Annotated in this window: 22 protein-coding genes; 18 read left to right on the top strand and 4 right to left on the bottom strand. The window is 64.1% G+C overall.

What is annotated here, in order from left to right; translation table 11 throughout:
* The 7 genes from DXT59_RS20195 to DXT59_RS20165 are packed head-to-tail and all read left to right on the top strand — an operon-like array spanning position 1 to position 7,467.
* Positions 1-1,803, top strand: coding sequence for a type II and III secretion system protein family protein (locus tag DXT59_RS20195; protein ID WP_116138625.1), 1,803 nt, complete (start codon positions 1-3; stop codon positions 1,801-1,803).
* A 39-nt stretch (positions 1,804-1,842) separates the two neighbouring features.
* A complete protein-coding gene (locus tag DXT59_RS20190) occupies positions 1,843-2,142 on the top strand; it encodes a hypothetical protein (protein WP_116138624.1) in 300 nt (99 codons plus the stop codon).
* 54 nt (positions 2,143-2,196) lie between these two features.
* The gene (locus tag DXT59_RS20185) at positions 2,197-3,405 is read left to right on the top strand and encodes a CpaE/TadZ family protein (RefSeq protein ID WP_116138623.1); all 1,209 of its coding nucleotides are present in this window, start codon (positions 2,197-2,199) and stop codon (positions 3,403-3,405) included.
* A gap of 26 nt (positions 3,406-3,431) precedes the next feature.
* Positions 3,432-4,805, top strand: a complete 1,374-nt coding sequence (locus tag DXT59_RS20180) for a TadA family conjugal transfer-associated ATPase (RefSeq protein WP_116138622.1) — start codon at positions 3,432-3,434, stop codon at positions 4,803-4,805.
* 15 nt (positions 4,806-4,820) lie between these two features.
* Complete coding sequence (locus DXT59_RS20175; RefSeq protein ID WP_116138621.1) at positions 4,821-5,798, top strand: type II secretion system F family protein; 978 nt, start codon at positions 4,821-4,823, stop codon at positions 5,796-5,798.
* Between the two features lie 25 nt (positions 5,799-5,823).
* Positions 5,824-6,810 carry a type II secretion system F family protein gene (locus tag DXT59_RS20170; RefSeq protein WP_116138620.1) on the top strand — a complete coding sequence of 329 codons (987 nt, stop codon included), beginning with the start codon at positions 5,824-5,826 and terminating at the stop codon, positions 6,808-6,810.
* Complete coding sequence (locus DXT59_RS20165; protein ID WP_116138619.1) at positions 6,811-7,467, top strand: methyltransferase family protein; 657 nt, start codon at positions 6,811-6,813, stop codon at positions 7,465-7,467.
* A 70-nt stretch (positions 7,468-7,537) separates the two neighbouring features.
* On the opposite strand, the gene DXT59_RS20160 is transcribed toward DXT59_RS20165, so the two are convergent.
* The gene (locus DXT59_RS20160) at positions 7,538-7,939 is read right to left on the bottom strand and encodes an Hsp20/alpha crystallin family protein (protein ID WP_116138618.1); all 402 of its coding nucleotides are present in this window, start codon (positions 7,937-7,939) and stop codon (positions 7,538-7,540) included.
* Positions 7,940-7,966: 27 nt separating this feature from the next.
* A complete protein-coding gene (locus DXT59_RS20155) occupies positions 7,967-8,413 on the bottom strand; it encodes an Hsp20/alpha crystallin family protein (RefSeq protein ID WP_116138617.1) in 447 nt (148 codons plus the stop codon).
* Positions 8,414-8,945: 532 nt separating this feature from the next.
* On the opposite strand from DXT59_RS20155, the gene DXT59_RS20150 reads away from it, so the two are divergent.
* The 3 genes from DXT59_RS20150 (at position 8,946) to DXT59_RS20140 (ending at position 10,894) form a co-directional block, all read left to right on the top strand.
* Positions 8,946-9,434, top strand: coding sequence for a TadE/TadG family type IV pilus assembly protein (locus DXT59_RS20150; protein ID WP_116138616.1), 489 nt, complete (start codon positions 8,946-8,948; stop codon positions 9,432-9,434).
* Positions 9,435-9,480: 46 nt separating this feature from the next.
* A complete protein-coding gene (locus DXT59_RS20145; protein WP_116138677.1) occupies positions 9,481-10,521 on the top strand; it encodes a TadG family pilus assembly protein in 1,041 nt (346 codons plus the stop codon).
* Between the two features lie 94 nt (positions 10,522-10,615).
* Entirely contained in the window at positions 10,616-10,894 is a 279-nt protein-coding gene (locus tag DXT59_RS20140) for a hypothetical protein (protein ID WP_116138615.1), read from the top strand.
* Positions 10,895-10,917: 23 nt separating this feature from the next.
* On the opposite strand, the gene DXT59_RS20135 is transcribed toward DXT59_RS20140, so the two are convergent.
* Positions 10,918-11,895 (bottom strand): hypothetical protein, encoded by a 978-nt coding sequence (locus tag DXT59_RS20135; protein WP_116138614.1) that lies wholly within the window; start codon positions 11,893-11,895, stop codon positions 10,918-10,920.
* A gap of 315 nt (positions 11,896-12,210) precedes the next feature.
* Between DXT59_RS20135 and DXT59_RS20130 the strand changes: the two genes are divergently transcribed.
* The 3 genes from DXT59_RS20130 to DXT59_RS20120 all read left to right on the top strand — a co-directional run bounded on the left by DXT59_RS20130 (position 12,211) and on the right by DXT59_RS20120 (position 17,068).
* Positions 12,211-13,110: an ATP adenylyltransferase family protein gene (locus DXT59_RS20130; RefSeq protein ID WP_116138613.1), complete on the top strand. Its 900-nt coding sequence runs from the start codon at positions 12,211-12,213 to the stop codon at positions 13,108-13,110.
* 71 nt (positions 13,111-13,181) lie between these two features.
* Positions 13,182-14,726: an SH3 domain-containing C40 family peptidase gene (locus tag DXT59_RS20125; protein ID WP_116138612.1), complete on the top strand. Its 1,545-nt coding sequence runs from the start codon at positions 13,182-13,184 to the stop codon at positions 14,724-14,726.
* A 203-nt stretch (positions 14,727-14,929) separates the two neighbouring features.
* The gene (locus DXT59_RS20120) at positions 14,930-17,068 is read left to right on the top strand and encodes a hypothetical protein (RefSeq protein ID WP_116138611.1); all 2,139 of its coding nucleotides are present in this window, start codon (positions 14,930-14,932) and stop codon (positions 17,066-17,068) included.
* Between the two features lie 375 nt (positions 17,069-17,443).
* Here DXT59_RS20120 and DXT59_RS20110 read toward each other — a convergent pair whose 3' ends face one another.
* Positions 17,444-18,742, bottom strand: a complete 1,299-nt coding sequence (locus DXT59_RS20110) for an MFS transporter (RefSeq protein ID WP_116138609.1) — start codon at positions 18,740-18,742, stop codon at positions 17,444-17,446.
* 150 nt (positions 18,743-18,892) lie between these two features.
* Here DXT59_RS20110 and DXT59_RS20105 point away from each other — a divergent pair, with 150 nt between their 5' ends.
* Genes DXT59_RS20105 through DXT59_RS20085 form a run of 5 tightly spaced genes read left to right on the top strand, consistent with a single transcriptional unit; the run spans position 18,893 to position 23,519 of the window.
* The gene (locus tag DXT59_RS20105; protein ID WP_116138608.1) at positions 18,893-19,702 is read left to right on the top strand and encodes a GntR family transcriptional regulator; all 810 of its coding nucleotides are present in this window, start codon (positions 18,893-18,895) and stop codon (positions 19,700-19,702) included.
* A gap of 49 nt (positions 19,703-19,751) precedes the next feature.
* Positions 19,752-21,413, top strand: coding sequence for a malonate decarboxylase subunit alpha (gene mdcA, locus DXT59_RS20100; RefSeq protein ID WP_116138607.1), 1,662 nt, complete (start codon positions 19,752-19,754; stop codon positions 21,411-21,413).
* 2 nt (positions 21,414-21,415) lie between these two features.
* On the top strand, positions 21,416-22,333 hold the full coding sequence (locus DXT59_RS20095) for a triphosphoribosyl-dephospho-CoA synthase (RefSeq protein WP_116138676.1): 918 nt from the start codon (positions 21,416-21,418) through the stop codon (positions 22,331-22,333).
* Complete coding sequence (locus DXT59_RS20090) at positions 22,321-22,632, top strand: malonate decarboxylase subunit delta (protein ID WP_116138606.1); 312 nt, start codon at positions 22,321-22,323, stop codon at positions 22,630-22,632. Before DXT59_RS20095 ends, DXT59_RS20090 begins: the two co-directional genes overlap by 13 nt.
* Positions 22,629-23,519 carry a biotin-independent malonate decarboxylase subunit beta gene (locus DXT59_RS20085; RefSeq protein WP_116138605.1) on the top strand — a complete coding sequence of 297 codons (891 nt, stop codon included), beginning with the start codon at positions 22,629-22,631 and terminating at the stop codon, positions 23,517-23,519. Before DXT59_RS20090 ends, DXT59_RS20085 begins: the two co-directional genes overlap by 4 nt.
* Positions 23,520-23,527 lie beyond the last annotated feature (8 nt).

Below are 23,527 nucleotides of genomic sequence, written 5' to 3'. Positions count from 1 at the left end.
ATGAAGACTCAATCCGAACGCCTCAGCCGGGCATCGCGCCGCAACCGCGCGTCAGCCCATCCGCTTTCCGGCGTACGCTTTTCGAAGACGCGTGTGTGCGGCATCGCCGGCGCGCTGTTCTTCAGCATGATGACGCACGTGCAAGCGCAGCCCGCGGCGGCAGCCGCGGCCGCCGCCGCGGCGCCTCAAGCCGCGACGCACGCCATGCCGTTCGCCGAACACGGCCCGAATTGCGTGGGCGAGGTGGCGATGCATACCTCCGTCGTCGTTCCGCTCGGCAAATCGACGATGGTCGCACTGCCGGAGCCCGTGCATGCGCGCACCGTCGGCAACCCCTCGGTCGTCCAAGCGATGCTCGTCTCGCCGCGCACGTTGTACCTGCTCGGGTCCGACATCGGTTCGACCAACATGATCGTGCAAGGACGCAGCGGTTCGTGCAGCATCATCGACGTCGTCGTGGGGGCCGACACCAGCGGGCTGCAGCAGGCCATCGCCCAGCTCATGCCGGGGGAAACCGGCGTCAAGATTCAAGTGGCCGCCGATACGATCGTGCTGACGGGCACCGTCTCCGACGCCGTCAAAGCGCAGCGCATCCTCGAACTGGCCAATGCGTTCGCCCAGCGTCCGGTGACGCCGCTCGCGAGCCAAGCGCACAACGGCACCGCGTTGGCCGCCGCCGCGCCAGCGCCGGCGCCGGCCCCGACGTCGGCAGGCCCGACGCCCCTGCACATCATCGATATGATGCATATCGCCGCGCCGCAACAGGTCATGCTGGAGGTGAAGGTCGCCGAGGTGTCGAAGACGCTGATCAACGAACTCGGTGCGATGCCGAATCTTCAGGGCGCATTCGGCAGTTGGAACGTCGGCCTGCTTGCCGATTTTCTCTCGGGAGGCATGAGCGCGCTGTCGATCGCGAAGTCGAACAACAAGCCGCTGCGCTTGCTGCTCGACGCGGAGCACGACGACCAACTCGTCAAGATGCTCGCGCAACCGACGCTCATGGCCATCAGCGGTCAGGAAGCGAGCTTCCTCGCGGGCGGCAAAGTCTTCATCCCCGTTCCGCAAAGCAATAACGCGAATGGCTCACAGACGATCATCCTGCAAGAAGAGCGTTTCGGCATCGGTCTCGTGTTCACGCCGACGGTCCTCGAAAACGGCCGGATCAACCTGAAAGTGGCACCGGAGGTGTCCGAGCTCTCGCCGACGGGCGTCACCGTGACGGCATCGAACAGCAACAACACGTCGATCCTGCCGCTCATTACGACGCGCCGCGCATCCACGACCGTGCAGCTCATGGACGGTCAGAGCTTCGCGATCGGCGGCCTGCTCAAGGACAACATCACCGGCACCATCAAGGCGATTCCGGGCGTGGGCGAGTTGCCGATTCTCGGTGCGCTCGCGCGCAGCACGAACTACCAGAACGATAAGACCGAACTCGTCTTCGTCGTCACGCCGCATCTGGCGAAACCGCTGCCCGCGAACTATCCGCTGCCGACCGACCATTTCGGGCAGGTCAGCGAGGCCGGCATCTATGCCACGGGCAACATGGAAGGCCACGCGCCGGCCAAGCCGAGCGCGCCGGCACCGAGCGCTCCGGCAGCCCCGGTCAGCGCCTTGCCCGCGCCGTCGGCCCCCGCCGTGCCCGCCGCGGCGGCGCAGCCGGACACCACCCCATCGCCCGACGCGAAGACGACGCCCGACGCCAGCGCGCAGCCCGTCGCCACGGCCGATCCGGTGGCCACGCCGCTGCCCGATGCGCCGGCCAAGCTTGCCGACGACCACACGCAACCGGCCGTGCACTGACGCGCCGCCCAGACACGATCCAAGACATCGGAGATCGAGATGAAGATCCAACATATCGCCGCGCGCCTCGCGCTCATCGCGGCCGGCTGCGCAACCCTCAACGGTTGCCTCAGCTCCACCCCGGTTTGGGACCGCACCTACGGCAACTCGGTGCGCGCCGTCACGGCCATGCAGACGCTCAATCCGAACGCGTCGGCCAACGAGGACCCGGTGGCCGGCGTCGATGGAACCGCGGCCACGGCCGCGCAGCAAAACTACGGCAAGTCGTTCCTGACGCCGCCCCCGCCGGTCAACGTGCTCACGATCGGCGTAGGCAGCTCCAACAGCTCAGGCAACTGACGCGCGCCGCCACGATACGCCCAACGCCGCCCAGCGGTAACACGAGGTAATGCCATGCTCGACATTCTGTTGATCTCGTCGGACGAGGAGCGCGCGGGCCGGATCGCCGCTCTCGTCACCCAGGAAAACGCCGGTCACCGCTTGCGTACGATTCGCGCCGGGGCGTCGCGACTTGGCGAACATCGGGAAAGCGCGCAGAAGGCCGATCTGCTCATCATCGACGACGTGCATCTCGCGCAGCGCGATCTGGCCGCGGTCGAGGCGATCGCCGCCTCCACGCCGAGGCTCAGTTGCCTGCTCGTCACGCCGTCGCTGTCGCAAGACTGGCTCGTGGCAGCCATGCGGGCCGGTGTGCGCCACGTGCTGTCCTGGCCGATCGACGACGCCTCGTTCGCTAGCGAGTTAGCGCTCATCGCTCAAAAGAAGTCGGCGGGCACGGGCCGCGACAGCCGCATGCTGTCGTTCGTTTCACCGCGCGGCGGAAGCGGCACGACCTTCATCGCCGTCAATCTCGCCTATGCGCTTGCGCGCGAACGCGGCAAGCGCACGTTGCTGATCGACTTGAGCCGCCAGTTCGGCGACGCGCACTTGATGCTGGCGGACAAGCCGCCCGCCTCGACGCTCGTCGATGTCTGCTCTCAAGCCGAACGGCTCGACGGCGCGTTTTTCGAAACTTGCGCCATGCACGTGCATCCGAACCTCGACGTACTGGCCGGATCGTGCGATCCGGTCAAGGCCACCGACGTGAGGCCGGCACAAGTCGAGCGGCTTTTTTCGCTCGTGATGCCTCGCTACGATGCGGTAATCGTCGACCTGGGGCGATCCGTCGATCCCGTATCGATGCTTGCGCTCGATCGCAGCAGCGACATCGGCGTGGTGCTGCGCCAAAGCATCCCTCACCTGCATACGGGCCGCCGGCTCGTCGACATCTTGCGCGAGCTGGGGTACCCGGGGGCGAAACTGCGCGTCTTGATCAACGAGTACGACAAGAGCGCGACCGTCGATATCGCCACGCTCGAACAAGCACTCGGCCTGCGCGTGGCACACCGGCTCGCCCGCGATGAAAAGCATGCGGGCGAGGCGGTCGAGCAAGGCACGCCCCTGCTGGAAGTAGCCAAAGCGAGCCCGCTCGCACGAGGCATCGACGCGTTGGCCGACATCCTCTGGCCCGAGCAGCCCGAAGCGTCGACGAGCATGTTTTCACGCCTGTTCGCGTCCAAACCGGCGGCGGCGCCCATGCGGGCGCTGAAGGCCGAATCCTGAACCTATGACCTATCGCGGAGACAGCCATGTCCTTGCGTGAGCAATTGATGATGCAAAGCGGCGTAGTCGCTTTCGATACGCCCGCCGCGGCCCTACCGGGCACGAGCGAGGCGCGCGGTGGCGGGCAAGCCTACCAGCAGTTGAAGATGCACGTGCATCAGACGATCATCGAACGCGTCGAGTTGGACAAATTGCAGCGCTTGACGCCCGAGCAGGCCGCGCGCGAACTCGGCCAGCTCGTGGAACGCATCGTCGAGGAAGAAAAGATTCCGCTGAACGAGGCCGAACGGCGGCGGCTCGCGCAAGACGTGCACAACGAAATGTTCGGCCTCGGACCCCTGGAGCCGCTGCTCGCCGATCCCGCCGTGAGCGACATTCTCGTCAATACCTGGCGGCAGGTCTACATCGAGCGGCGCGGCAGACTCGAATTGACCGACATCACGTTCTTCGACGATGCCCATCTGATGAAAATCATCGAGCGCATCGTCTCGCGCGTCGGCCGCCACATCGACGAATCGACGCCGATGGTCGATGCACGTTTGCCCGACGGCTCACGCGTCAACGCGATCATCCCGCCTTCCGCGATCGACGGACCGCTCGTCTCGATCCGCCGCTTCGCCGTCAATCCATTGACGGTGGAGGACATGATCCGCAACCGGACGTTCACGCCTTCGATCGCACGGATGTTCGAAGCGATGAGCAAGGCCAAGCTGAACATCTTGATTTCGGGTGGCACCGGCAGCGGCAAGACGACGCTGCTCAACTTGATGTCGGGTTTCATTCCGGCCGACGAGCGCATCGTCACGATCGAAGATGCCGCCGAACTGCAATTGCGCCAACCGCATGTGCTGCGCTTGGAAACGCGCCCGCCGAACATCGAGGGCAAAGGCGAGATTCCGCAACGCGCGCTCGTGCGCAATGCGCTGCGGATGCGGCCCGATCGAATCGTGCTCGGCGAAGTGCGCGGAGCGGAGGCGCTCGACATGCTGCACGCGATGAACACGGGCCACGAAGGTTCGATGGCCACGCTGCATGCGAACACCCCGCGCGATGCGTTGACGCGCCTCGAGAACATGGTCGCGATGGCGGGCTTTTCGCTGCCGATCAAAGCGATGCGGCAACAGATTTCGTCGGCGATCGACGTCGTTGTCCAAGCCGCGCGCCTGACCGACGGCACGCGCCGCCTCATGAGCGTGCAGGAGATCACGGGCATGGAGGGCGACGTCGTCAACATGCAGGAGATCTATACGTTCAAGCGCACGGGCGTGAACGCGGACGGCAAGATCACCGGCTACTTCTGCGCGACCGGCGTGCGCCCGAAGTTTTGCGAGCGGCTCGCGGCATTCGGCGTGGCGCTGCCCGACGATCTGTTCGACCCATCGCGCCGGTTCGACGCGTGACGCAAGGAGAGCGCCATGAATACGACGTTTCTCGGCTTCGCCGTCTTGCTCTTTTTAGCGACGGTGCTCTGCATCGAGAGCCTCTATCTGTTCTGGGTCAGCCGCCATGGCCGCGAGGCGAAACGGATTGCCGCGCGTATCGGCCTGGGTTCGGCACCCGGCACGGCCGGCGCGCCGCCGCTCTCGATCCTCAAGGAACACAAGCTCAGCGATTCGCGCTGGCTCGTGCGCGTGTTGACGGACATGCCGGGCGTACACACGATCGATCGTACGCTCAAGCAGGCCGGCATGTCGGCGACCGTGGGCCGATTCCTGGGCTACTCGCTCTGTTTCGCCGCCCTCGGTCTGGCCCTCGCCTCGTTGTTTCATCTTGCCGTGCTCTTTAAGGTCGCCGCCGTCTGCGAGTTCGCCACGATGCCTTGGTTCTACGTGCGCCGCAAGCGTAACCAACGCCTGAAGCAACTCGAACGGCAGTTGCCCGACGCGGCCGATCTGATCGCACGCGCATTGCGCGCCGGCCACTCGTTCGCGAGCGCGCTCGGCATGCTGGCCGAGGAACTTGCCGATCCGCTCGGCGCCGAGTTTCGGATCGTCTTCGACGAAATCAATTTCGGCGTTTCGATGAACAAGGCCCTGTACAACCTAACCGAGCGCGTGCCGATCGACGATCTACGCTACTTCGTCATCGCCGTGCTCATTCAACGCGAATCGGGCGGCAATCTCGCGGAGATTCTCGGCAACATCGGCTTCATCATCCGCGAGCGCCTGAAGCTGTTCGGCAAGATTCGGGCGCTCTCCGCCGAGGGCCGGCTCTCCGCCTGGATCCTCGCGTTGTTGCCGTTCGTCGTCATCGGCGTGCTGTCCGTGCTGAGCCCGGGCTTCATGCGGATCTTTTGGACCGATCCCGCCGCGGAGAAACTCGCGGGCGTCTGCCTCGGCATGATGGCGATCGGGATTTTGTGGATGCGAAAGATCGTGCGGATTCGCGTCTGATCGTCAGAACTCTCAAGGACCGATCATGAGAATCGAACAAATCGTCTTGCTCGCGGGGATGTTCCTCGTCGTCTTCGGCACCGTGCTGCGAGCGTTGCAATTGCTGCGCCCCGATCCGTTGAAGCGGCGCATCCAAGACCTGTCGATGCCGCTCGCCGGTGCGGCGGCCGGCACAAGCGGCGGCGCGGGGAGTCTCGACAGTACGCCGGAGGGCAAATGGGGCCAGCGGATCGCCGAGGTATCTGAGCGCGTCGCCAAGCTTTCGCAACCGAAGGACGACGACTGGGACCGCTCGGCGCTACGCCTTCGCTTCATGCACGCCGGTTTTCGCGGCAAGGCCGCTCCCGCCTATTACTTCGCCGCTAAAACCCTGCTCGCGCTCGCGCTGCCCGCCATTTCGCTCGCCTTCGCGGCGCCGAGATTTTCCGCGGGGCACACGCTCGACGCCCTGTTCATCTTGCTCGCAGCCTCCGCCCTCGGGTTCTACGCGCCGAACCTCGTGCTGTCGCAACTGACGACGCGCCGCCAACGCGCGATCGTCGAGGCGCTGCCCGATGCCGTCGATTTGATGACTGTGTGCGTGGAAGCGGGGCTCGGTCTCGATGCGGCCATGCTGCGCGTGACCGAGGAACTCGGTTCGAAGAGCCCGACCATGACGACCGAACTCGAACTGGTGCTGCTGGAACTGCGTGCCGGCGCAGGCCGCGAAAAAGCCTTGCGCAACCTGGCGGCCAGAACGGGGGTGGAAGACATCGACACGCTGACGACCATGCTGATTCAAGCCGATCGTTTCGGCACGAGTATCGGCGATTCGCTACGCGTCTATACCGACAGCATGCGCACGAAACGGCGCATGAAGGCCGAGGAGCAAGCCGCGAAGGTCGCCCTCAAACTGCTGTTCCCCTTGATCTTTTTTATCTTCCCGACGCTGATCGTCGTACTCGTCGGGCCGGCGGCCATTCAAATCTATCGTCAGCTCTTGCCGACGATGAGCCACATGGGAGCGGGTTAAATGAGTTCGATCGATCAAGAATCGATGGCGAATATGCCGGTTATCGACCGGCACGTCGTGGCGGATCTGTTGCTGCGCGCCGTCACGGTCATGGTGTTCGGCCTGTTCGCGGTCGTCGCCATCAAGCAATGGCTCGCCGCGCCGACGCGCGTCACGCTGCTTTTGATCGTCGTCGAGAGTTGCTTCACGACGGGCTTGGCGGTGGTGTCGCGCACGCCCGTGCGGCGTGACTGGCGCCCCACGTCGTTGCTCTTTTCTTTAGGCGGCACGTACGGGTGCATGGCCTACAACTTGAACCCGGGCATTCAATTCCTGCCCGAGATGGTGGGCGCCTCGCTTCAGGTCGCCGGCATCGCCTGGCAACTGTTCGCGAAGATTTCGCTCAGCCGCTCGTTCGGCGTGCTTCCCGCGAACCGGGGCGTCGTCTCGCATGGCGCTTACCGGGTCGTTCGGCATCCTATGTATCTCGGTTACTTCGTGACGGATATCGGCTTTCTGCTGTCCAACTTTTCGCTGTTCAATCTGTCGGTGCACGTCGCTCAGTTGGCGCTGCAGATGGGCCGCATCGTTCGGGAAGAACGGATCCTGGAAACGGACATGGCGTATCGCTGCTATCGCAAGGCCGTTCGGTATCGGCTGATTCCGTTGATCTTTTGAGGCCGAGCGCGACGCGCCGCCGGCGAGATTCCACCGGCAGCGCGTCGCCGCGCACACGCGTGAAGGCGGTTCAACCGGCCCTGACTTCGATCCGGCGCGGGAGCGCCGCTTCGCGACGCGGGATACGCAGTGTCAACACGCCGTCTTGCAAGCTCGCGTCGATCTTCGACGTATCGAGGTCGGAACTGATCGAGAACGCGCGCGCATAGCGCGGCGCGCGCACTTCCAGATGCGTCACGTTCAGGCCCTCCGGCATCGGCACCACGGCTTCACCTTCGATCGAGAGGTTGCCGTCTTGCACTTTCACTTCCAGCTTGTCTTTCGGCACGCCGGGCAAATCGGCCCATACAGTCACGCCGCTTTTGTCTTCGACGATATCGACGGCCGGGACGAGCGCCGCACGGCGCACGCCGGCGTCGCGGGGGTTTAGCGTGCCCGCGTCGCGCGGCGTCAGTTCGCTTTCGTTGCTCATGGTTTGCTCCTTCGCCTAATCGATCAATTACTGGACGGTGACGCTGCGCGGCTTCGAGGACTCGCGTTTGCCGATACGAATCGAGAGGCAACCGTCGACGTATTTCGCCTGTACGTCATCGGGATTCGCGTTTTGCGGCAGCTCGACCACGCGCCTAAACGCGCCCATGAAACGCTCGCGCGCATACGAACGCGTGTCCTCGCTCGTCGCCGCTTGGGGTCGCTTGCGCTCGCCGGCAATCGTCAAAATGCCCTTATCGATGGAGACATCGAATTGCGAGGCCTCGAAGCCCGGCGCGAAGACGACGATCTCGATGGAATCGTCGGTCGTGCCGACATTGATCGGCGGGAAGAAACTTTGGGCCGAACGCAGACTCGTGGGAAAGCCGCCCCGCAGCGTCGACATATGCTGTTGGAGGCGATCGAATTCACGGAACAGATCGCTGCCGAAGTTTCCGAATAGGAAGTCGCTCATGATTTTTCCCTGTAAGGTTTCCGGACCAGCAACCAGGAACGACCTGCTGTCCGAGCACGACGAAAAATAGCGGCGGCCGGCGGGATTTCAAGAGGTATCCCCGAGAAAACTCGCGGCCGCATTGCCGTGTGGGCTATCGCACCATCCGTTTCATCGACGAAACAAATCGCGCCGACCGAGGAGCCGCGCGGAGCAAACCGCATACGCCGGAAGGCCCGTCGCGCCTAGCTGCGGCTAGCGGAGCGCATCGGCCGATGTCTCGATCCGCGCCCGAAGAGCCCTCAATCTGTATTGCCGTTGCGACAACCCGGTCGGAAATGACCGGTTCCGATCGCATGCCGAGCCTGCACCGCTAGCGCCGGCGCGGCACCCGTCGCCATGGCGCGCTTTTCGCTAAAACGTAGCGCGCAACCGCTTGCAAACCGAGGCATGGGTGCCCGCCTCCCAGATGCGACTCCGTCGATCGAACGGAACGCCTCGCGTGGCACGCCATCGCGGCAATAGGGCTATCGCGCAGTAAACCGGGGGAATCATGAACAATCGTCTACGGACCCAAACCGGGTCTAGTGCTATGCGCCGCGAATACGGGCCGGCCCGCCGCCGGCGCGTGCAGCGCAGGCATCAAAACGGCAGCGCGGTCGTCGAGTTCGCGCTGCTGCTGCCGCTGCTGCTCGTCATTACGTTCGGCATCGTCGAGTTTTCGATTGCGCTGTACGACAAGGCGGTCATCACCAATGCCAGCCGCGAGGCCGCGCGTGCCGGAATCATTTACGCGTCGCCGCAACTGACGAACGCGCAAATCCAAACCGTGGCGACGAACTACTGTTCGACTTACCTCATTTCGCTCGGCGGCACGCCTACGCCGACCGTCACCGTCAGTCATCCTTCGGGTACGACGTCGGGCAATCCGCTCACGGTCACCGTCACGTACGCGTACACGAGCCTCGGCATGAACGCCTTCGTCGATCCGATGCCGAGCCTGCTGACGATGAACGCGACAACGACGATGAACTACGAATGAGCCGGGAAGCCGGCGTGCACTTCATAAGATGGACCGGGGGAAAACCATGCGCAACGATGCTCAACTCGCCAGGCTCGTGGGCCGGCAACGCGGCTCGATCGCGATTTATGTCGCGCTATTTATGTTCGTCATGATGGGGTTTATCGCGCTGTCGGTGGACATCGGGCGTGCGCTCGTCGTACGCAACGAGTTGCAAAACGCCGCGGATGCGGCCGCCTTGGCCGGGGCCGGGCAGCTCAAATGGACGAACACGCCGACCACCTGGGCCAATGCGACATCGAAGGCGAACGCCGCGATCGCACTCAATTACGCGGACGGCCAAGCGCTCAGCACAGGGACCGTCACCACCGGGTATTGGAGCATTACGGGCTCGCCCGCCGGCATGCAGTCCACGACGATCACGCCGAACTCGAACGAGTTGCCGGCTATACAAGTCACGGTGAGCCGTGCGGCCGGATCGAACGGCGGCTCGCTCCAAACCTATTTCGCGGGGCTCATCGGAACGAAGACGATCGACGTCAGCGCGACGGCGGTCGCGGCGATCGCTCTGCCGGGCGTCGCCAAGCCGGGGTCTCTATTCCCGACCGCGATCACGCAGTGCATGCTCGGCATCTATTGGAACTCCAGCACGGGCCAGCCGACGATCGATCCCTCGACAGGGCAACCCTACGACGTGAAAATCGGCTCGGCATATCACACCGGCAGTTGCTATTACGGGCAGTGGACGACTTTCGATACCGTCGCCAACGATACGCAAACCGTGATCAATCTCATCACGAACGGCAACCCGACCACGCTCAGTATCGGGAGCAACACATGGATCGATACCGGCACGAAGAACTCGATTTACAACTCCGTGAGCACGCCGGTCCAAGTCCTATTGCCCGTCGTCGCCAGCGTCTCGACCGGTTCGAACCAACCCATCGTCGCGTTCGCACCGTTCGAGATCGATAAGTCGGTCAACGGCGCCAACCCGTACATCGAAGGCCACTTCATCGTCAACTACCTTCCGACCAACGTCGGACCGGGGGGCGGCGGAACCCCTTCGTATTACGGCGCCTACGTGCCGCCGGTTTTGGTCAATTGAACCGGCGTACATGCGTGGCCCGGTCCCCGGAGCGCGGCAAAGTCGATCCATGGCATAGTCACGGCTCATGTAACAGCGAGCCATAGGGGGCGCCATGATCCGCAAGAGCCTGAATGCTTCCCGTCTACAAGACGAAGTCAGCCGCCGTCTTCATCGTATTCATGAGATCGTCGAAGACGGCGTCAAGATCCGCGTGCCGCGCCCGCAAAAGCAAGAGCCCGATGCGAGCGGCTGCAATTGGACGATGAAGCATTTCGGCAACGCGGTCGGATACGATCGATTCGTCGATGAGGTGGTGCAGGCGGTGCGAGCCGAATACAACTTGTCCGACACCGACGACGCAAAGGACATTCACAGTCTGTTCGGAGAATAGCGCGGCGGACACAACCGTTCGAATCACCGCCGCGACAAGACGAGCGTTCGACAAGCGCCCGCCCGCTCCAAGGTGACGCGCATCGCGTGCGAGGTGCCGAACTCGTCGATCGCGTCGATGTCGCATGAGGTCCAAGGAAGCCGCGCGATACCATCGGCACCGCCCGCTTCGCTTTGCACGAGCACGATGACGCCCTCGCCCGCCCGAGGCCGCGCGACGATTCGATGCCGGAGCGCATCGAGCGTGGAGGGCAAGGCATAGCGAATCGATCTCGCGCCCGGTGCGGCAAAGCCCGTAAAGGCGAACGTCGCGCCGGGCGCCTGCGCGTCGTCGCACTGCATCAGGCTGGCGGGCATGACATCGAACGATAGGAGTGCTAAGCGCTGTCCGTCGACATAGACGCTGCAGTAGTAGTAGTCCACGTCGCGCACGGGATGGCCGCGCCCGACGCTGCGCGGGAACGCGCTCTCGCGCTCACAGCGATACTCGACCGACCGCGCGAAGTCTTGTGCCGGTAGCCGCTCCGGCTCCAATCGCACGAAGGGCGCGGAAACCCCGGGGCCGGCCGCCGGCGTCGCGCCGCTTTGCACTCGGCAGCCGATCCGTCTCGGACGCGTATCGGCCGTTTGCACATACCAGACGATCGACTCGTCGCCCGTCGCCTTTGTCCGCGGCGCCGCCCGCTCGCGCCCGCCGGCGGCCGGAAAAAATGCGTACTCGTTGCGCACGCGAGTCGCTCCCCACCCCTGCGCGACCTCGCCCGACGGCGGCACGTCCGGCAGCGGCTGGCCGCTGTCGTAGTCGATCAGCCGGATGCTGTCACGCTGCTCGTCGCTCAATGCGACGCACTGCCCCTTCGCGTCGAGCGCGCGCAGCCGCACGGTCAATTCCACTTGCTGCCGCCCGTTACGGTAAAGACGGCTACTCGGCGAACTGACCGTCATGTCTTGCAAGACGAGCGTCGCCCACGGCGAGCGGGTGTGCGCCAGCCGAATGTTCATCGCTTTCTCCCTGATACCTGTCGCGTTCTTATCGGTTCCGCTGAAACGTCCTCGCACGGCAGTGCAGTCTAGAACAACCTCTCGCGGACGCAACCGCTTTTTTCCGCGCACGCCCCCCACAAAAATGGTGGCTTGCGGCGCACTGTCGCTCGACTGGCGCTCCGCCGCCCAACCATCGGAAATCGTACCGGTTCCAACGCGCTGAAATCCATTGAGGACTTTGTCTAAAGAGGCGCCGATTCGAGGTGCCGACTCGCATTGAGCGCATTTGCGCCACAATGCCGATATCGCCTGCTCCGGCTGCTCTACCCGACAATGACAAGCAATTCGTTTCAACGCGGCACACTCTGGACCACGCTCGCCCGCCGAACCGCTCATGCCCTCGCTTGCGGCGCGCTATGCCCGATCGAGACGACTCAAACGACACTCGATGACGCCGGCATTCGTTTCGTCGTCAGGCAAGTGTCGAGTTTGATGCGCAAACCCGCCGCAACGAAGCGTTCGACCGGCGCATGCGTCGATCCGTTCCTGCCGCACGACCCGGACCTGTTCGTCGCGGACGTCTCGCCCACTCATTTCGCGCTGCTCAATAAGTTCAATGTCATCGATCACCACCTGCTGATCGTCACACGCGAGTTCGTGCCGCAGGAAGCGCTGCTCGATCTCGACGATTTCGCGGCCTGGTTTGCTTGCTTGAATGAGTTCGATGGGCTCGGGTTTTATAACGGCGGACGCGATGCCGGCGCGAGCCAACCGCACAAGCATTTACAGATCGTGCCGCTGCCGCTCGGCGATGGGGGCGAGGCTATTCCGATCGACACCCTGATCGACGCCACGGCAAACGAATCGGCGATCGTCAGATTGCCCGGACTGCCGTTCGAGCACGCCTTCACGCGGCTTACGCCGGGATCGGGATCGGAGATGCCCGAGCAGGCCCGCGAGCGGTATCGCGCGTTGCTTCACACCGTTGGGCTCGGCGCAATCGACGTGGCCGGCCGTGCCCATCAATCAGCCCCCTACAACTTGCTGTTGACGCCGAAGTGGATGCTGCTCGTACCTCGAAGCGCCGAGCAGGTTGACGGAATCGCGGTGAATGCACTCGGTTTCGCAGGTTCGCTGTTCGTGAAAACGGCTCAGGACATGGAGGCGGTGCGCGCAATGGGGCCTATGACGCTGCTGCGCCGCGTCGGCTTGCCGCGCGAGGAATCGGCATAAGCTTATGCGACTCGTTCGCGGCACGCATTATCATATTCGCGTCACACCTTTTTCGACGCACGGTTTTATTTATGCCCGCTCTTGCCGTTCCGCCGGCGCGCACGCTTTCCATTCGCGCCGCGCTTGTCTCGCTCGTGCTCGCACTGAGCGCATGCGCAGTATCGAATCCACCCGCCGCTCAGCCTGCGTATGTCGATCCCATCGGAGCGTTTCCGATGGCGAACTACGATCAGGAGGTCGACCATTGGATCGACCCCGCGAGCGCCGCGTACGACTCCCCATTTTTAAGCGCGGCAGAGCAGCAAGCGCAATGGAACGCCTATCTGGCTCGGTATTTCGGAACCGGCGAGCACGACGCGTCCCCGTGGAATCCGGCGTACATCGCCACGCGTCTCTATCGCCAAGGCGGCGCCGATATCGTCGACCTTCAGTTACGCCGCATCGGCGTCTACGACAACGAGGGCAAGTCACCGCAGACGATCGGCTATGGGCAAAACTATCTGCCACACCCGGCTCGGTGGATCGACGACATCGAGCGCAATATGAATTTGCAGCAATTCGGGCAAGCGCCAAGCTATCGACCGAGCGCCCGCGCAATCGCAACCGATGCGCTGCTGGTGCGCGAATTGCCGACGATGGATCCGTCGTTCTATTCGCACGCGCTCGCGGGTCAAGGGTACCCCTTCGATAACTTGCAGATCTCGTCGGTGCGGCCCGGCACGCCGCTTTACGTGCTCGGCCGTAGCGTGGACGGCGCATGGGATTATGTGCAGACGCCCGACGTCCAAGGCTGGGTGCGAGCGAGCGGCGTCGGCTCGGTGGACGATGCGTTTATTTCAGCCTGGGCACTGCGCCCGAGCAACGGCTGGGGCGTGGTGGTGACGGCTTCGGTAGGCGTCAACGATACGGCCGGCGTATTCCGTTTCAACGCGACAACGGGCACGCTATTGCCGCTCGCGCGCAGCGCAACGGCGCAGGCATCCGCTGCTGCTCGGCTTTATACCGTGCTCGTTCCCGCCCGCGATGCCGACGGTCGAGCGCTCATCCGCGAAGCTCAACTACCCGATGCCGCGGTGGCTCCGGCGCCGATCGCCGCCACCCCGCGCCACTTGGCATCGTTGATCAAGTCGTTGATCGGCCGCCCCTACGGCTGGGGCAACATGAATTTTTATAACGATTGCTCTTCCGAATTGCAGAGCATCTTCGCGGCATTCGGCGTCTGGTTGCCGCGGCATTCGTCGGCACAGATGACCGCCGGCGATATGACAGACCTCTCGAGCGAATCGCCCGCGCAGCGGCTCGATTATTTGATGGCGCACGGCAAGCCGATGCGTACGCTGATCTATATCGGCGGACACGTCATGCTTTATTTAGGCAATACGAGCCGCAATGGACATACCGTCCCGGTTGTTTATCAGGACATATGGGGCATGCGTCCGGCCGACAATAGCCGCCGGGCGGTCATCGGCGGCTCGGTGATTTTTCCGCTATTGCTTCGCGTTCCCGAAGATCCGAGCCTGGAGTCGCTCGCCGCCACGCGGATCTTTCAGATAACGATTCTGGGCATGCCAAGCGGCGCCACGCCGCCGCCGGCCGAGGAAAATCCGGCTAGTTAAGCGTTGGGGGGCTCACGCCCTCCCATTCCGAATCGTCATCTCATCCGCTTCAGACTCGCCTTCCAAATAGCCTCTCTCTCGCCCGCTGCAATAGCGGGCATTGTAATTGCTCTCTTCCCCGTCGCGATCGCGGCATAAAAGCCAAATCCAATCCACGCCGGCGCGGCCACGGGGCTAACTAAAACACCGATATCTCGAGAGAAATGGAGGCACACGTGAAGGAAACCGTTGCGACTCGCGTTTTGTGCTTGCTGATTGGCCTGACTAGCTTGATAGCGGGCTGTTCCGGCGGCAGTAGTGACAGCAGCGTTCCCATCAGCGGCGAAACCCTTTCCTTCGAAATGCAGGCGGGCGGGCAAACCAACGAGTTTTTCCGGCAAGGCAACGTGGCCGCGCATCTGTTGATGCGGTCTTCGACAAAGCCCCGATTGCTCGTCGTATTCCCCGCCGGAAACAGCGGCACGGGCCTCTGGTTCCAAGATACCGCGCAGCCCGTCAACTGGAGTCTCGATACAGCGATATCGCCCGTCGTCGATCACGACAGTCGCGGCCGAGCGCTCTATGGGATCGCGGCCAATGTCTCGGTCGACGTCCCGCAGCTCACGCTGCGCGGCGCATTGCTGACTTCGGTGCGCTTCATGCGCGACTTCAACGGCGGGTATCCCGCTCCAGCCGCCGTGCAAACCCAACCCACGGTGTCGGGCAACGTGATTCATTGGCAACGCGACCGCGCCGATGGCGCCGCCGGGTACGAGATGACCGTGCAAGTCACGGGCGGCGGCACCGTCAGTACCGATGCGACGGGCGCACTCGTCCTTAAAGCCGCGAACGGCAGCGGCAGTTTGCATTTGAACGTTCTCTCCTACACCGGAGAAACGCCGCTTACGCCGATTACGCATGCCGACTTGTTCAACAACACGGTCAATCCCGATACCCAGAGCCAAAACGTCGTCGAATTCCTGAGCTACGACGACAAGCTGCTCGCGGGATCTTGGCAGTACGACACCTACTTCGGTCGCGATACGCTGATCTCGGTGCGGATGCTGATGCCGGTCTTGCAGCCCCCGGCCATCGAAGCCGGGCTCACCGCGGTATTGAGCCGCCTCTCGCCCGACGGCATCGTCGCGCACGAAGAAGGCATCGGCGAGTTCGCCGTCATCGACAACGAAAAGAATGGCCGCGGCAACGATGCGACGCCGACTTACGACTACAAAATGATCGACGGCGACTACCTGCTCGCGCCGGTCATGGCCGCTTGGCTGATCGACGACCCGCGCGGCGCCGCGCGTGCGGCCGCGTATCTTGCGCAGACCGAAGACGGCGGGCAAACGAACGGCAGCCGCTTCGTCACGAATCTCGTGCACGTCGCCGACACCGCCCGCGCGTTCTCGCAGCAAAGCATCGCATCGAACTTGATTCATTTGCGCGCGGGACAAATCGTCGGCAACTGGCGCGATAGCACCGATGGTCTGGCGGGCGGCGTCTATCCCTACGACGTCAACGCGGTGCTCGTTCCGGCCGCGCTACGCGCCGCGAGCCGGTTCGTCGCCAGCGGGCTGCTCGACCCTTACCTCACGAGCGACCAGCGCACGGCGCTCGCCGATGCGGCGCAGCAGGCATCCGTATGGGAATCCGCCGCGGGGGCACTGTTCGAGGTATCCGTGCCGGCCTCGCAAGCCGCGACGGCCGTACCGACCTATGCCGCGCAGACGGGCGTGCCGGCCGGCACCCTGCCGAGTTCGACCACTTCGTTCTATGCTGTGTCGCTCGACGCTCAGGGCAACCCCATTCCGGTGATGAACTCCGACGGCGGCTTCGCGCTGCTATTGGGCACGCCGTCGTCCGACGTTCTGACGCGTATCGTCACGGCTGCCGTTCAGCCGTTTCCGGTCGGCCTCGTGACCGATGCGGGCATGCTCGTCGCCAATCCGGCCTATGCCGACGCGTCGCTCTGGCCGCGCTTTACCAATGCGGCTTATCACGGCACCGTCGTGTGGTCTTGGCAGCAGGCGATGTGGGTCGCCGGGCTCGATCGGCAACTGGCTCGGCAGGATTTGCCGGCCGACGTCCGTACCTTGCTGACCAACGCGCGCTTGAGGATTTGGCAGGTCATATCGAATGCATCGGATATGCGCGCATCGGAAATGTGGACGTGGTCGTATGCGAACGGCGCGTATCAGGCCGAAGCATTCGGCACGCATAGCGCGGATGCGACCGAAGCGAACGCCGCGCAACTGTGGAGCACGACCTACCTGGCGATCACGGATCCGAACCTGCGGGTGAGCAAGTTCTGGTGGCAAGCGCGGAACAATGGGATGGAAGCGCGGATAGCGGGTCGATGATGCTTGTGTACAGACCTGCATTTACATTGCATGATTGACGGTCCCAGCTACATTTAGCACGCGCCATAGGCCGATTCGCGATGCATACACGCCGCCGTCCGAACAAGGACCAGTCGCAACCTGCAAACGCCCCAGCCGCCCCTACCCTGGAGTTCGGGCAAATAGGCGGCGAGATTGGCGTTCGCCCCGAGCCTCGGACGTTGGATCGAGCCCTAGACAACCTCGCCAACTTCGGGGCGGATTTCGCGCCCGACGGGCGCGGCGAGCAAGAACAGGCCGACCGCAACGAATTGTGACCTAAGGTTTTACGCTTCTTACCGACACGTGCACCGGCACAACCGGCGCACGTGAATCTCGCTCTGCGTCGGCCCACCCTCACTGCGGCAGGACCTCTCCCCGCGTCTCCGGCGCGAACGGGATAATGAACAACCCGACCACGAACGCAACGGCGGTCAGTGCGACCGGCAGCCCCAGCGTATGGGTATGCAGCACGGCGGCGCCGAGCAGGAAATTCACCCCGGCGCCGATGAACCGGCCGAACGAAGTGCAAAACGCGAATGCCGTCGCGCGAACACGCGTTTCGAACTGCTCCGGCAACCACAAGCTAAACAAAGCGAAATTGCCGCCGAAAAAGCCGAGCGCGAACAACCAAGCGATGAACGGCGCGAGCCCGTTCGGCAAATAAAACGCCCAGCCGAAGCTGCCGATGATCGATGCGGCCATCCCGGCAAAGTACACCGCCAACGTCTTCTTGCGCCCGATGCGTTCGGCCAGCGGCGGCAGGGCCAAACATCCGAGGATCGTACCGATCGAGAGCAGCCCGGTGGCCAGCGAGGCCGTCTTGATCGCGCCGGCCTTGTCCATCCCGGACTTCATGGCAAGCTGAATCACGGCCGACGGCTCATAGACGGCGCCCGCCCACAAACCGACGATCGCAATCGTCAACAAGGCGCAGGCTACCCATGTGCGGCGCCGATACCCAGGCCCCAATATCTCGGCCAGCGGTTTCGCATGGACCACGCGGGCCTCGGCGTTCTTCCATTTCTCCGGCTCCTTTACGCGCAAGAGCACGAGAATCGCGATGACGACCGGTACCGCCCCCGTCAAAAACATCGCCCGCCAGCCGAAATGCACGCCGACTGTGTAATTGAGCGCGGCAGCGAGAAAGAATCCCGCGTAATAGCCCGTCTGCAAATACCCCGCGCCCATTTTTCGACGGTCCTCGGGCCACGCTTCGGCGACGTACGTCCCCGCCAACGCCCATTCGCCGCCGATCCCGACGCCGGCCAGGAAGCGATAGATGCCCAATTCGTAGACGCTATGCGCCGTCGCGGCAAGACCCGTGAAGATCGCGAACGTGAAAATCGTTCCCGCCAAAACCTTCGTGCGCCCGAACCGGTCGGCAAGCGGCCCCCAAATGAACGACAGGCCCCACCCCACCAAGAAGAGCGCAAAGAGAATCGATCCGGCCAACCCCACGTTCGCCGGCGTTGCCGCGTAGCCCGAGCGCGGCAACAACTCTGTCAGCGCCGGCGTCAACACGAGCGCATAGATGAACGAATCCATGCCGTCGAGCGTCCATCCCGCCCACGCTCCCCAAAAGCCCGCGATCTGCGAGCGGTTTAGCGGCGTACGCCGTCGGGCGGCGCGCGCTGTGTCTGTCATCGAACTCATCTGACTCCTCCGGTGAAGCGGTTAGGACTACTGACTTCTCATGACTGCGCGAGCACGCGGCCGAAACCTGCGCCCCCGCCTTCGCGGACCCGATGTGCCTCGGGTTTGCCCGATTTCAAATCTAATATTTTGTATATAATATCGAGCATCATGACCGATGCAATGGATCGTTTTCCCCTAGATGCCGGCCCCGCCCAGGCGCTGCCGCTCGCCGCGGTGGACGTCGCGCCGCGCACGAGCGCGTCCCGCATGGTGGCCGACGCGCTGCGCGCGGCGATCGTGGACGGCCGCTTGCCGCCCGGCGCGCCACTCCGGCAAGACGCCGTGGCCCGGCATTTTTCGGTCAGCGCCATTCCGGTGCGCGAAGCGCTGCGTCAATTGGAAAGCGAAGGATGGGCGAAGGTCGAAATGCACAAGGGCGCCACCGTCGCCCCGCTCTCGGCCTTCGAGGCGCGCGAGATCTATGAAATCCGCGCGGCGCTCGAAGGGCTTGCGCTCACCCTGGCCATCCCCCAGCACACCGAGGAAACGTTGCGCGAAGTACAGGCGCTCTATGAAGCGGCGGAACTCGAACGCGATCCCGCGCTCTATGTGGCACGCAACGAGGCATTTCATATGGGGCTTTACGCCCCCGCCGGCCGGCCTCAGTTGCTGGAGATGATCGGCACGCTGCATCGGCGCGGCGAACGGTATTTGCGCGTGAAATTCGGCCTGCCCGAACATAAGCGCGTGTCCGACGACGAGCATGGCCAGTTGATGCGCCTCGTGCGACGCAAAGAGGTCGCCGCCGCGCAAAAGCTGATCGCCGACCATTTGCTCGGCACGGGGGAGTTGCTTTACCGCCTGCTGAGCGAGCCGGCCGCCGCGCCCAGCGGCGCCACGCGCAAACGCGGCAAGACGCCGGTCCCGCAGGCCGGCATGTTCGCGCCGAAAAAGCGCGCCGGCCGCGGCAACGGATAGACAGATCCATCGTCGTTTCAAGCCTCGAACATAGGAGTCGTTTCGCCCGATGAACTCCGTAACGGAACACCCGCTGCGCCGCAGTTGGACGAGCCTGCGCGACGAGAAAGCGCGTCGCCTCGCGGCGGTGGCGCCCTGGCTCGAAGACGGCATCCTGCCCCGGGAGCGTATCGTCGACGCGCTCCAAGCATTGATCCATCCCGGCGATCGCGTCGCACTCGAAGGCGATAACCAAAAGCAAGCCGACTTCCTGTCACGCTCGCTCGCCCGCGTCGATCCCGGCATCGTCCACGACATTCATCTGCTGATCTCCAGCATCAGCCGGCCCGAGCATCTGACGCTGTTCGAGCGCGGCATCGCCCGCAAAGTCGATTTCTCGTTCGCGGGGCCGCAAAGTCTGCGCGTGGCGCAATTGCTCGAGGACGGCCTGCTCGAAATCGGCTCGATCTATACGTACGTCGAGCTGTACGCGCGCATGTTCGTGGACTTGACGCCTCGCGTCGCGCTGCTGTGCGCCGAGAAAGCGGACAGGCACGGCAACCTATACACGGGACCGAATACGGAAGACACGCCGACCATCGCCGAAGCCGCCGCATTCCGGCACGGCATCGTCATCGTGCAAGTGAACGAAATCGTCGATACGTTGCCGCGCGTCGATATCCCCGGTTCGTGGGTGGACGTCGTCGTGCAAGCCGACCGCCCATTCGCCGTCGAGCCGCTGTTCACGCGCGACCCGCGCCATATCGGCGACTTGCAGGTGCTGACCGCGATGATGGTCATCCGCGGCATCTACGAACCGTACGGCGTCACCTCGCTCAATCACGGCATCGGCTTCGACACCGCCGCCATCGAATTGATTCTTCCGACCTACGGCGCCGAGCTAGGGCTCAAGGGAAAGATCTGCACGAACTGGACGCTCAATCCGCATCCCACGTTGATTCCCGCGATCGAATCGGGATGGGTCGACAGCATTCATTGCTTCGGCAGCGAGGTGGGCATGGAGGCCTATATCGCCGCCCGGCCCGATGTGTTTTTCACGGGCCGCGACGGCAGCTTGCGCTCGAACCGCGTGCTGTGCCAATTGGCGGGCCAATACGGCGTAGACCTATTCATAGGTTCGACGCTACAACTGGATGCGGATGCGAATTCGTCCACGGTGACGCGCGGACGCCTCGCCGGTTTCGGCGGCGCGCCGAACATGGGCCACGATCCGCGCGGACGGCGTCACGCGAGCGAAGCATGGCTCAAGCTGGCGAAGCAGGACACGGGGCCCATTTCGCGTGGACATAAGCTCGTCGTCCAGCTTGCCGAAACGTACAAGAAAGGCGGAGAACCCACGTTCATCGACGAACTCGATGCCATTGCCGTCGGCAATAAGAGCGCCATGCCGATCGCCCCCGTGATGATTTACGGTGACGACGTAAGCCACGTCGTCACCGAGGAAGGCATCGCCTATCTGCATAAAGCTGAAGGCATCGAGGAACGGCGCGCCGCACTCGCGGCCGTTGCCGGGGTCACGCCCATCGGCTTGCGAGCGAAGCCCGAGCGCACGACAGAGCTGCGGCGGCGCGGCATCGTCGCCTACCCCGAAGACCTGGGCATCCGGCGCGCGCAAGCGAAGCGCTCCTTGCTGGCCGCGCGCAGCATCGACGATCTCGTCTCATGGTCGGGTGGTCTTTATGCGCCGCCGGCTCGCTTCAGGAGCTGGTGACGATGTCCACGCGAGCCGGTTGCACGCTAAAGCGAGAAGAAGCGAAGCCGATCGACGATCGCGCCAAGCGGCTCGGGCGTCTCGCCACCGATGCATTGATCGAGGAGGCACACGCCACGCCGAAGCCGGCCCTCGTCGATCGACGCGGCAACGGCGCGCATCGCGATCTGAACCTCGCCTTGATGGAACGCTCCGCCCGGGCGCTAGAGCCGACCTTCGCCGCGCTCTCGCGCGCGGCGCGGGGCATGCGTCCCTCGGCGGCTTTGCGCGCGGAGCTAGGCGCCATCGGCCGCGCGGGCGAAGCGGCGATGCTCAATGCCACGCAAGGCAGTAACGCGCACCGCGGGGCCATTTGGATTATCGGCCTATTGGTTGCGGGCGCAACGATCCACGCGGAAACAGCGCAGCCGCAACGATCCATCGCCGAATCGATTTGTACGATCGGTGCGCAAATCGCTTGCTTTCCCGATCACGGGGCGCCGGTCGCCGACAGCAACGGTTCGCGCGTACGGGCGCGCTACGGCGTAGGGGGCGCGCGGCGCGAGGCGCAAGAAGGCTTTCCGCATGCGTTACACGTCGGGCTGCCGGCACTGCGTGCCGCGCGCCGGCGGGGGGTCACCGAAAGCGCGGCGCGGATCGACGCCCTGCTCGCGATCATGACGAAGCTCGACGATACCTGCCTCCTGCATCGAGCCGGCCCGCCCGCGCTGGCCGCCGCGAAGCACGGCGCGCAAGCCGTCTTATCGCTGGGCGGCAGTTCGACCCCGCAAGGGCAAGCCGCCTTTGCCCGGCTCGAATCGGATCTGCTTGCTCTCAATGCATCCCCTGGCGGCGCCGCCGATTTGCTCGCGGCGACGCTTTTCATCGACAGGCTGGCGCCCGCGGGCGCCGACAACGGAAACCCAAGATGGAGCATCTAACGTTCGACTTCCCCGCGCGCCGCAAGGCTGCCGCGCGCGCTCACGTGGGCGTCGTTGGTTCCGGCGATCTCGAAGTCCTGCTTCAGCCCAGCGATGCGATGCAAGCGCGCGTGGTGGTTCATACGAGCGTGGACGGGTATGCGCATATTTGGCAAAGCGTCCTCGAACGGTTCTTCACGCGTTACGACGGGGCGGCCTCGATCGAAATCAACGATTTCGGCGCCACGCCGGGCGTGGTCGCGCTACGTCTAGCCGAGGCCGCCGAGCTTTCCGACAGCGCACTGGGGGCCGGCGCATGAGCACGCTCGAGCCAGCCCAGGCAGCGCCTTTCGTCGCGCGCGAGAGCTTTATCGAACTGACGGCGCGCGAGCGGGCGCGGCGCCTGCTCGACGCCGGCACCTTCCGCGAATTGCTGGGCCCGTTCGATCGGCTCACCTCGCCCTGGTTGCCGCTGCAAGGCATCGTCTGTCAGGCGGACGATGGCGCCATCATCGCGCGCGGGACGATCGACGGACACGCATCGGTCGTCTGCGCGATCGAATCCGCGTTCCAAGGTGGAAGCATTGGGGAGGTGTCGGGCAGCAAGATCGCGGCGGCGCTCGAGCTTGCGCTGCGCGATTGCGAACGCGGCAAGATCGTCCGCCCCGTGATCGTCTTCGAAACGGGCGGCGTCCGGTTGCAGGAAGCGAATCTCGGTCTTGCCGTCATCGCCGAAATCCAGTCCGCCATCGTCGCGCTTCGGCAGCACGTGCCCGTCGTCGGCGTCATCGCCGGGATGGTCGGCTGCTTCGGCGGGATGTCGCTCGCGGCTGCGCTGTGCACGCGCTTGGTCATGACGCGGCAAGGCCGCCTCGGCATGAACGGGCCCGAAGTGATCGAACAAGAGGCGGGTATCGAAGAACTCGACGCGAGCGACCGGCGCCGCATTTGGCAACTGATCGGCGGCGAGCAGCGCGTTGCGACAGGGCTCGCCGATCATCTCGCCGACGACGACGCAGGCGAGATTCGCGCCGCCGTGCAAAGCGCCTTCGCGGCGGGCGTGCCCCCGATCCATCGCACGCAAGCGGTCGATCATTATCTCGCGCTGCTCGAACGCGTCAATCCCGATACCGTCTCGCCCGGCGAGATGCGCGCGCTGTTCGGCCCTACGCCCGCGGGCATCGGCCAGGCAGGCGACGATCGCTAAGGAATCCG

This window comes from Trinickia diaoshuihuensis, from assembly GCF_003390925.1.
Taxonomy (GTDB): domain Bacteria; phylum Pseudomonadota; class Gammaproteobacteria; order Burkholderiales; family Burkholderiaceae; genus Trinickia; species Trinickia diaoshuihuensis.
Note: the sequence above shows the minus strand (reverse complement) of the source record. Positions and strands in the feature narration are given on the sequence as shown.

Coding starts and splice junctions, on each gene's coding strand:
- DXT59_RS20195 (WP_116138625.1), top strand. CDS start 1: ATGAAGACTCAATCCGAACGCCTCAGCCGGGCATCGCGCCGCAACCGC.
- DXT59_RS20190 (WP_116138624.1), top strand. CDS start 1,843: ATGAAGATCCAACATATCGCCGCGCGCCTCGCGCTCATCGCGGCCGGC.
- DXT59_RS20185 (WP_116138623.1), top strand. CDS start 2,197: ATGCTCGACATTCTGTTGATCTCGTCGGACGAGGAGCGCGCGGGCCGG.
- DXT59_RS20180 (WP_116138622.1), top strand. CDS start 3,432: ATGTCCTTGCGTGAGCAATTGATGATGCAAAGCGGCGTAGTCGCTTTC.
- DXT59_RS20175 (WP_116138621.1), top strand. CDS start 4,821: ATGAATACGACGTTTCTCGGCTTCGCCGTCTTGCTCTTTTTAGCGACG.
- DXT59_RS20170 (WP_116138620.1), top strand. CDS start 5,824: ATGAGAATCGAACAAATCGTCTTGCTCGCGGGGATGTTCCTCGTCGTC.
- DXT59_RS20165 (WP_116138619.1), top strand. CDS start 6,811: ATGAGTTCGATCGATCAAGAATCGATGGCGAATATGCCGGTTATCGAC.
- DXT59_RS20160 (WP_116138618.1), bottom strand. CDS start 7,939: ATGAGCAACGAAAGCGAACTGACGCCGCGCGACGCGGGCACGCTAAAC.
- DXT59_RS20155 (WP_116138617.1), bottom strand. CDS start 8,413: ATGAGCGACTTCCTATTCGGAAACTTCGGCAGCGATCTGTTCCGTGAA.
- DXT59_RS20150 (WP_116138616.1), top strand. CDS start 8,946: ATGAACAATCGTCTACGGACCCAAACCGGGTCTAGTGCTATGCGCCGC.
- DXT59_RS20145 (WP_116138677.1), top strand. CDS start 9,481: ATGCGCAACGATGCTCAACTCGCCAGGCTCGTGGGCCGGCAACGCGGC.
- DXT59_RS20140 (WP_116138615.1), top strand. CDS start 10,616: ATGATCCGCAAGAGCCTGAATGCTTCCCGTCTACAAGACGAAGTCAGC.
- DXT59_RS20135 (WP_116138614.1), bottom strand. CDS start 11,895: ATGAACATTCGGCTGGCGCACACCCGCTCGCCGTGGGCGACGCTCGTC.
- DXT59_RS20130 (WP_116138613.1), top strand. CDS start 12,211: ATGACAAGCAATTCGTTTCAACGCGGCACACTCTGGACCACGCTCGCC.
- DXT59_RS20125 (WP_116138612.1), top strand. CDS start 13,182: ATGCCCGCTCTTGCCGTTCCGCCGGCGCGCACGCTTTCCATTCGCGCC.
- DXT59_RS20120 (WP_116138611.1), top strand. CDS start 14,930: ATGGAGGCACACGTGAAGGAAACCGTTGCGACTCGCGTTTTGTGCTTG.
- DXT59_RS20110 (WP_116138609.1), bottom strand. CDS start 18,742: ATGAGTTCGATGACAGACACAGCGCGCGCCGCCCGACGGCGTACGCCG.
- DXT59_RS20105 (WP_116138608.1), top strand. CDS start 18,893: ATGACCGATGCAATGGATCGTTTTCCCCTAGATGCCGGCCCCGCCCAG.
- mdcA (WP_116138607.1), top strand. CDS start 19,752: ATGAACTCCGTAACGGAACACCCGCTGCGCCGCAGTTGGACGAGCCTG.
- DXT59_RS20095 (WP_116138676.1), top strand. CDS start 21,416: ATGTCCACGCGAGCCGGTTGCACGCTAAAGCGAGAAGAAGCGAAGCCG.
- DXT59_RS20090 (WP_116138606.1), top strand. CDS start 22,321: ATGGAGCATCTAACGTTCGACTTCCCCGCGCGCCGCAAGGCTGCCGCG.
- DXT59_RS20085 (WP_116138605.1), top strand. CDS start 22,629: ATGAGCACGCTCGAGCCAGCCCAGGCAGCGCCTTTCGTCGCGCGCGAG.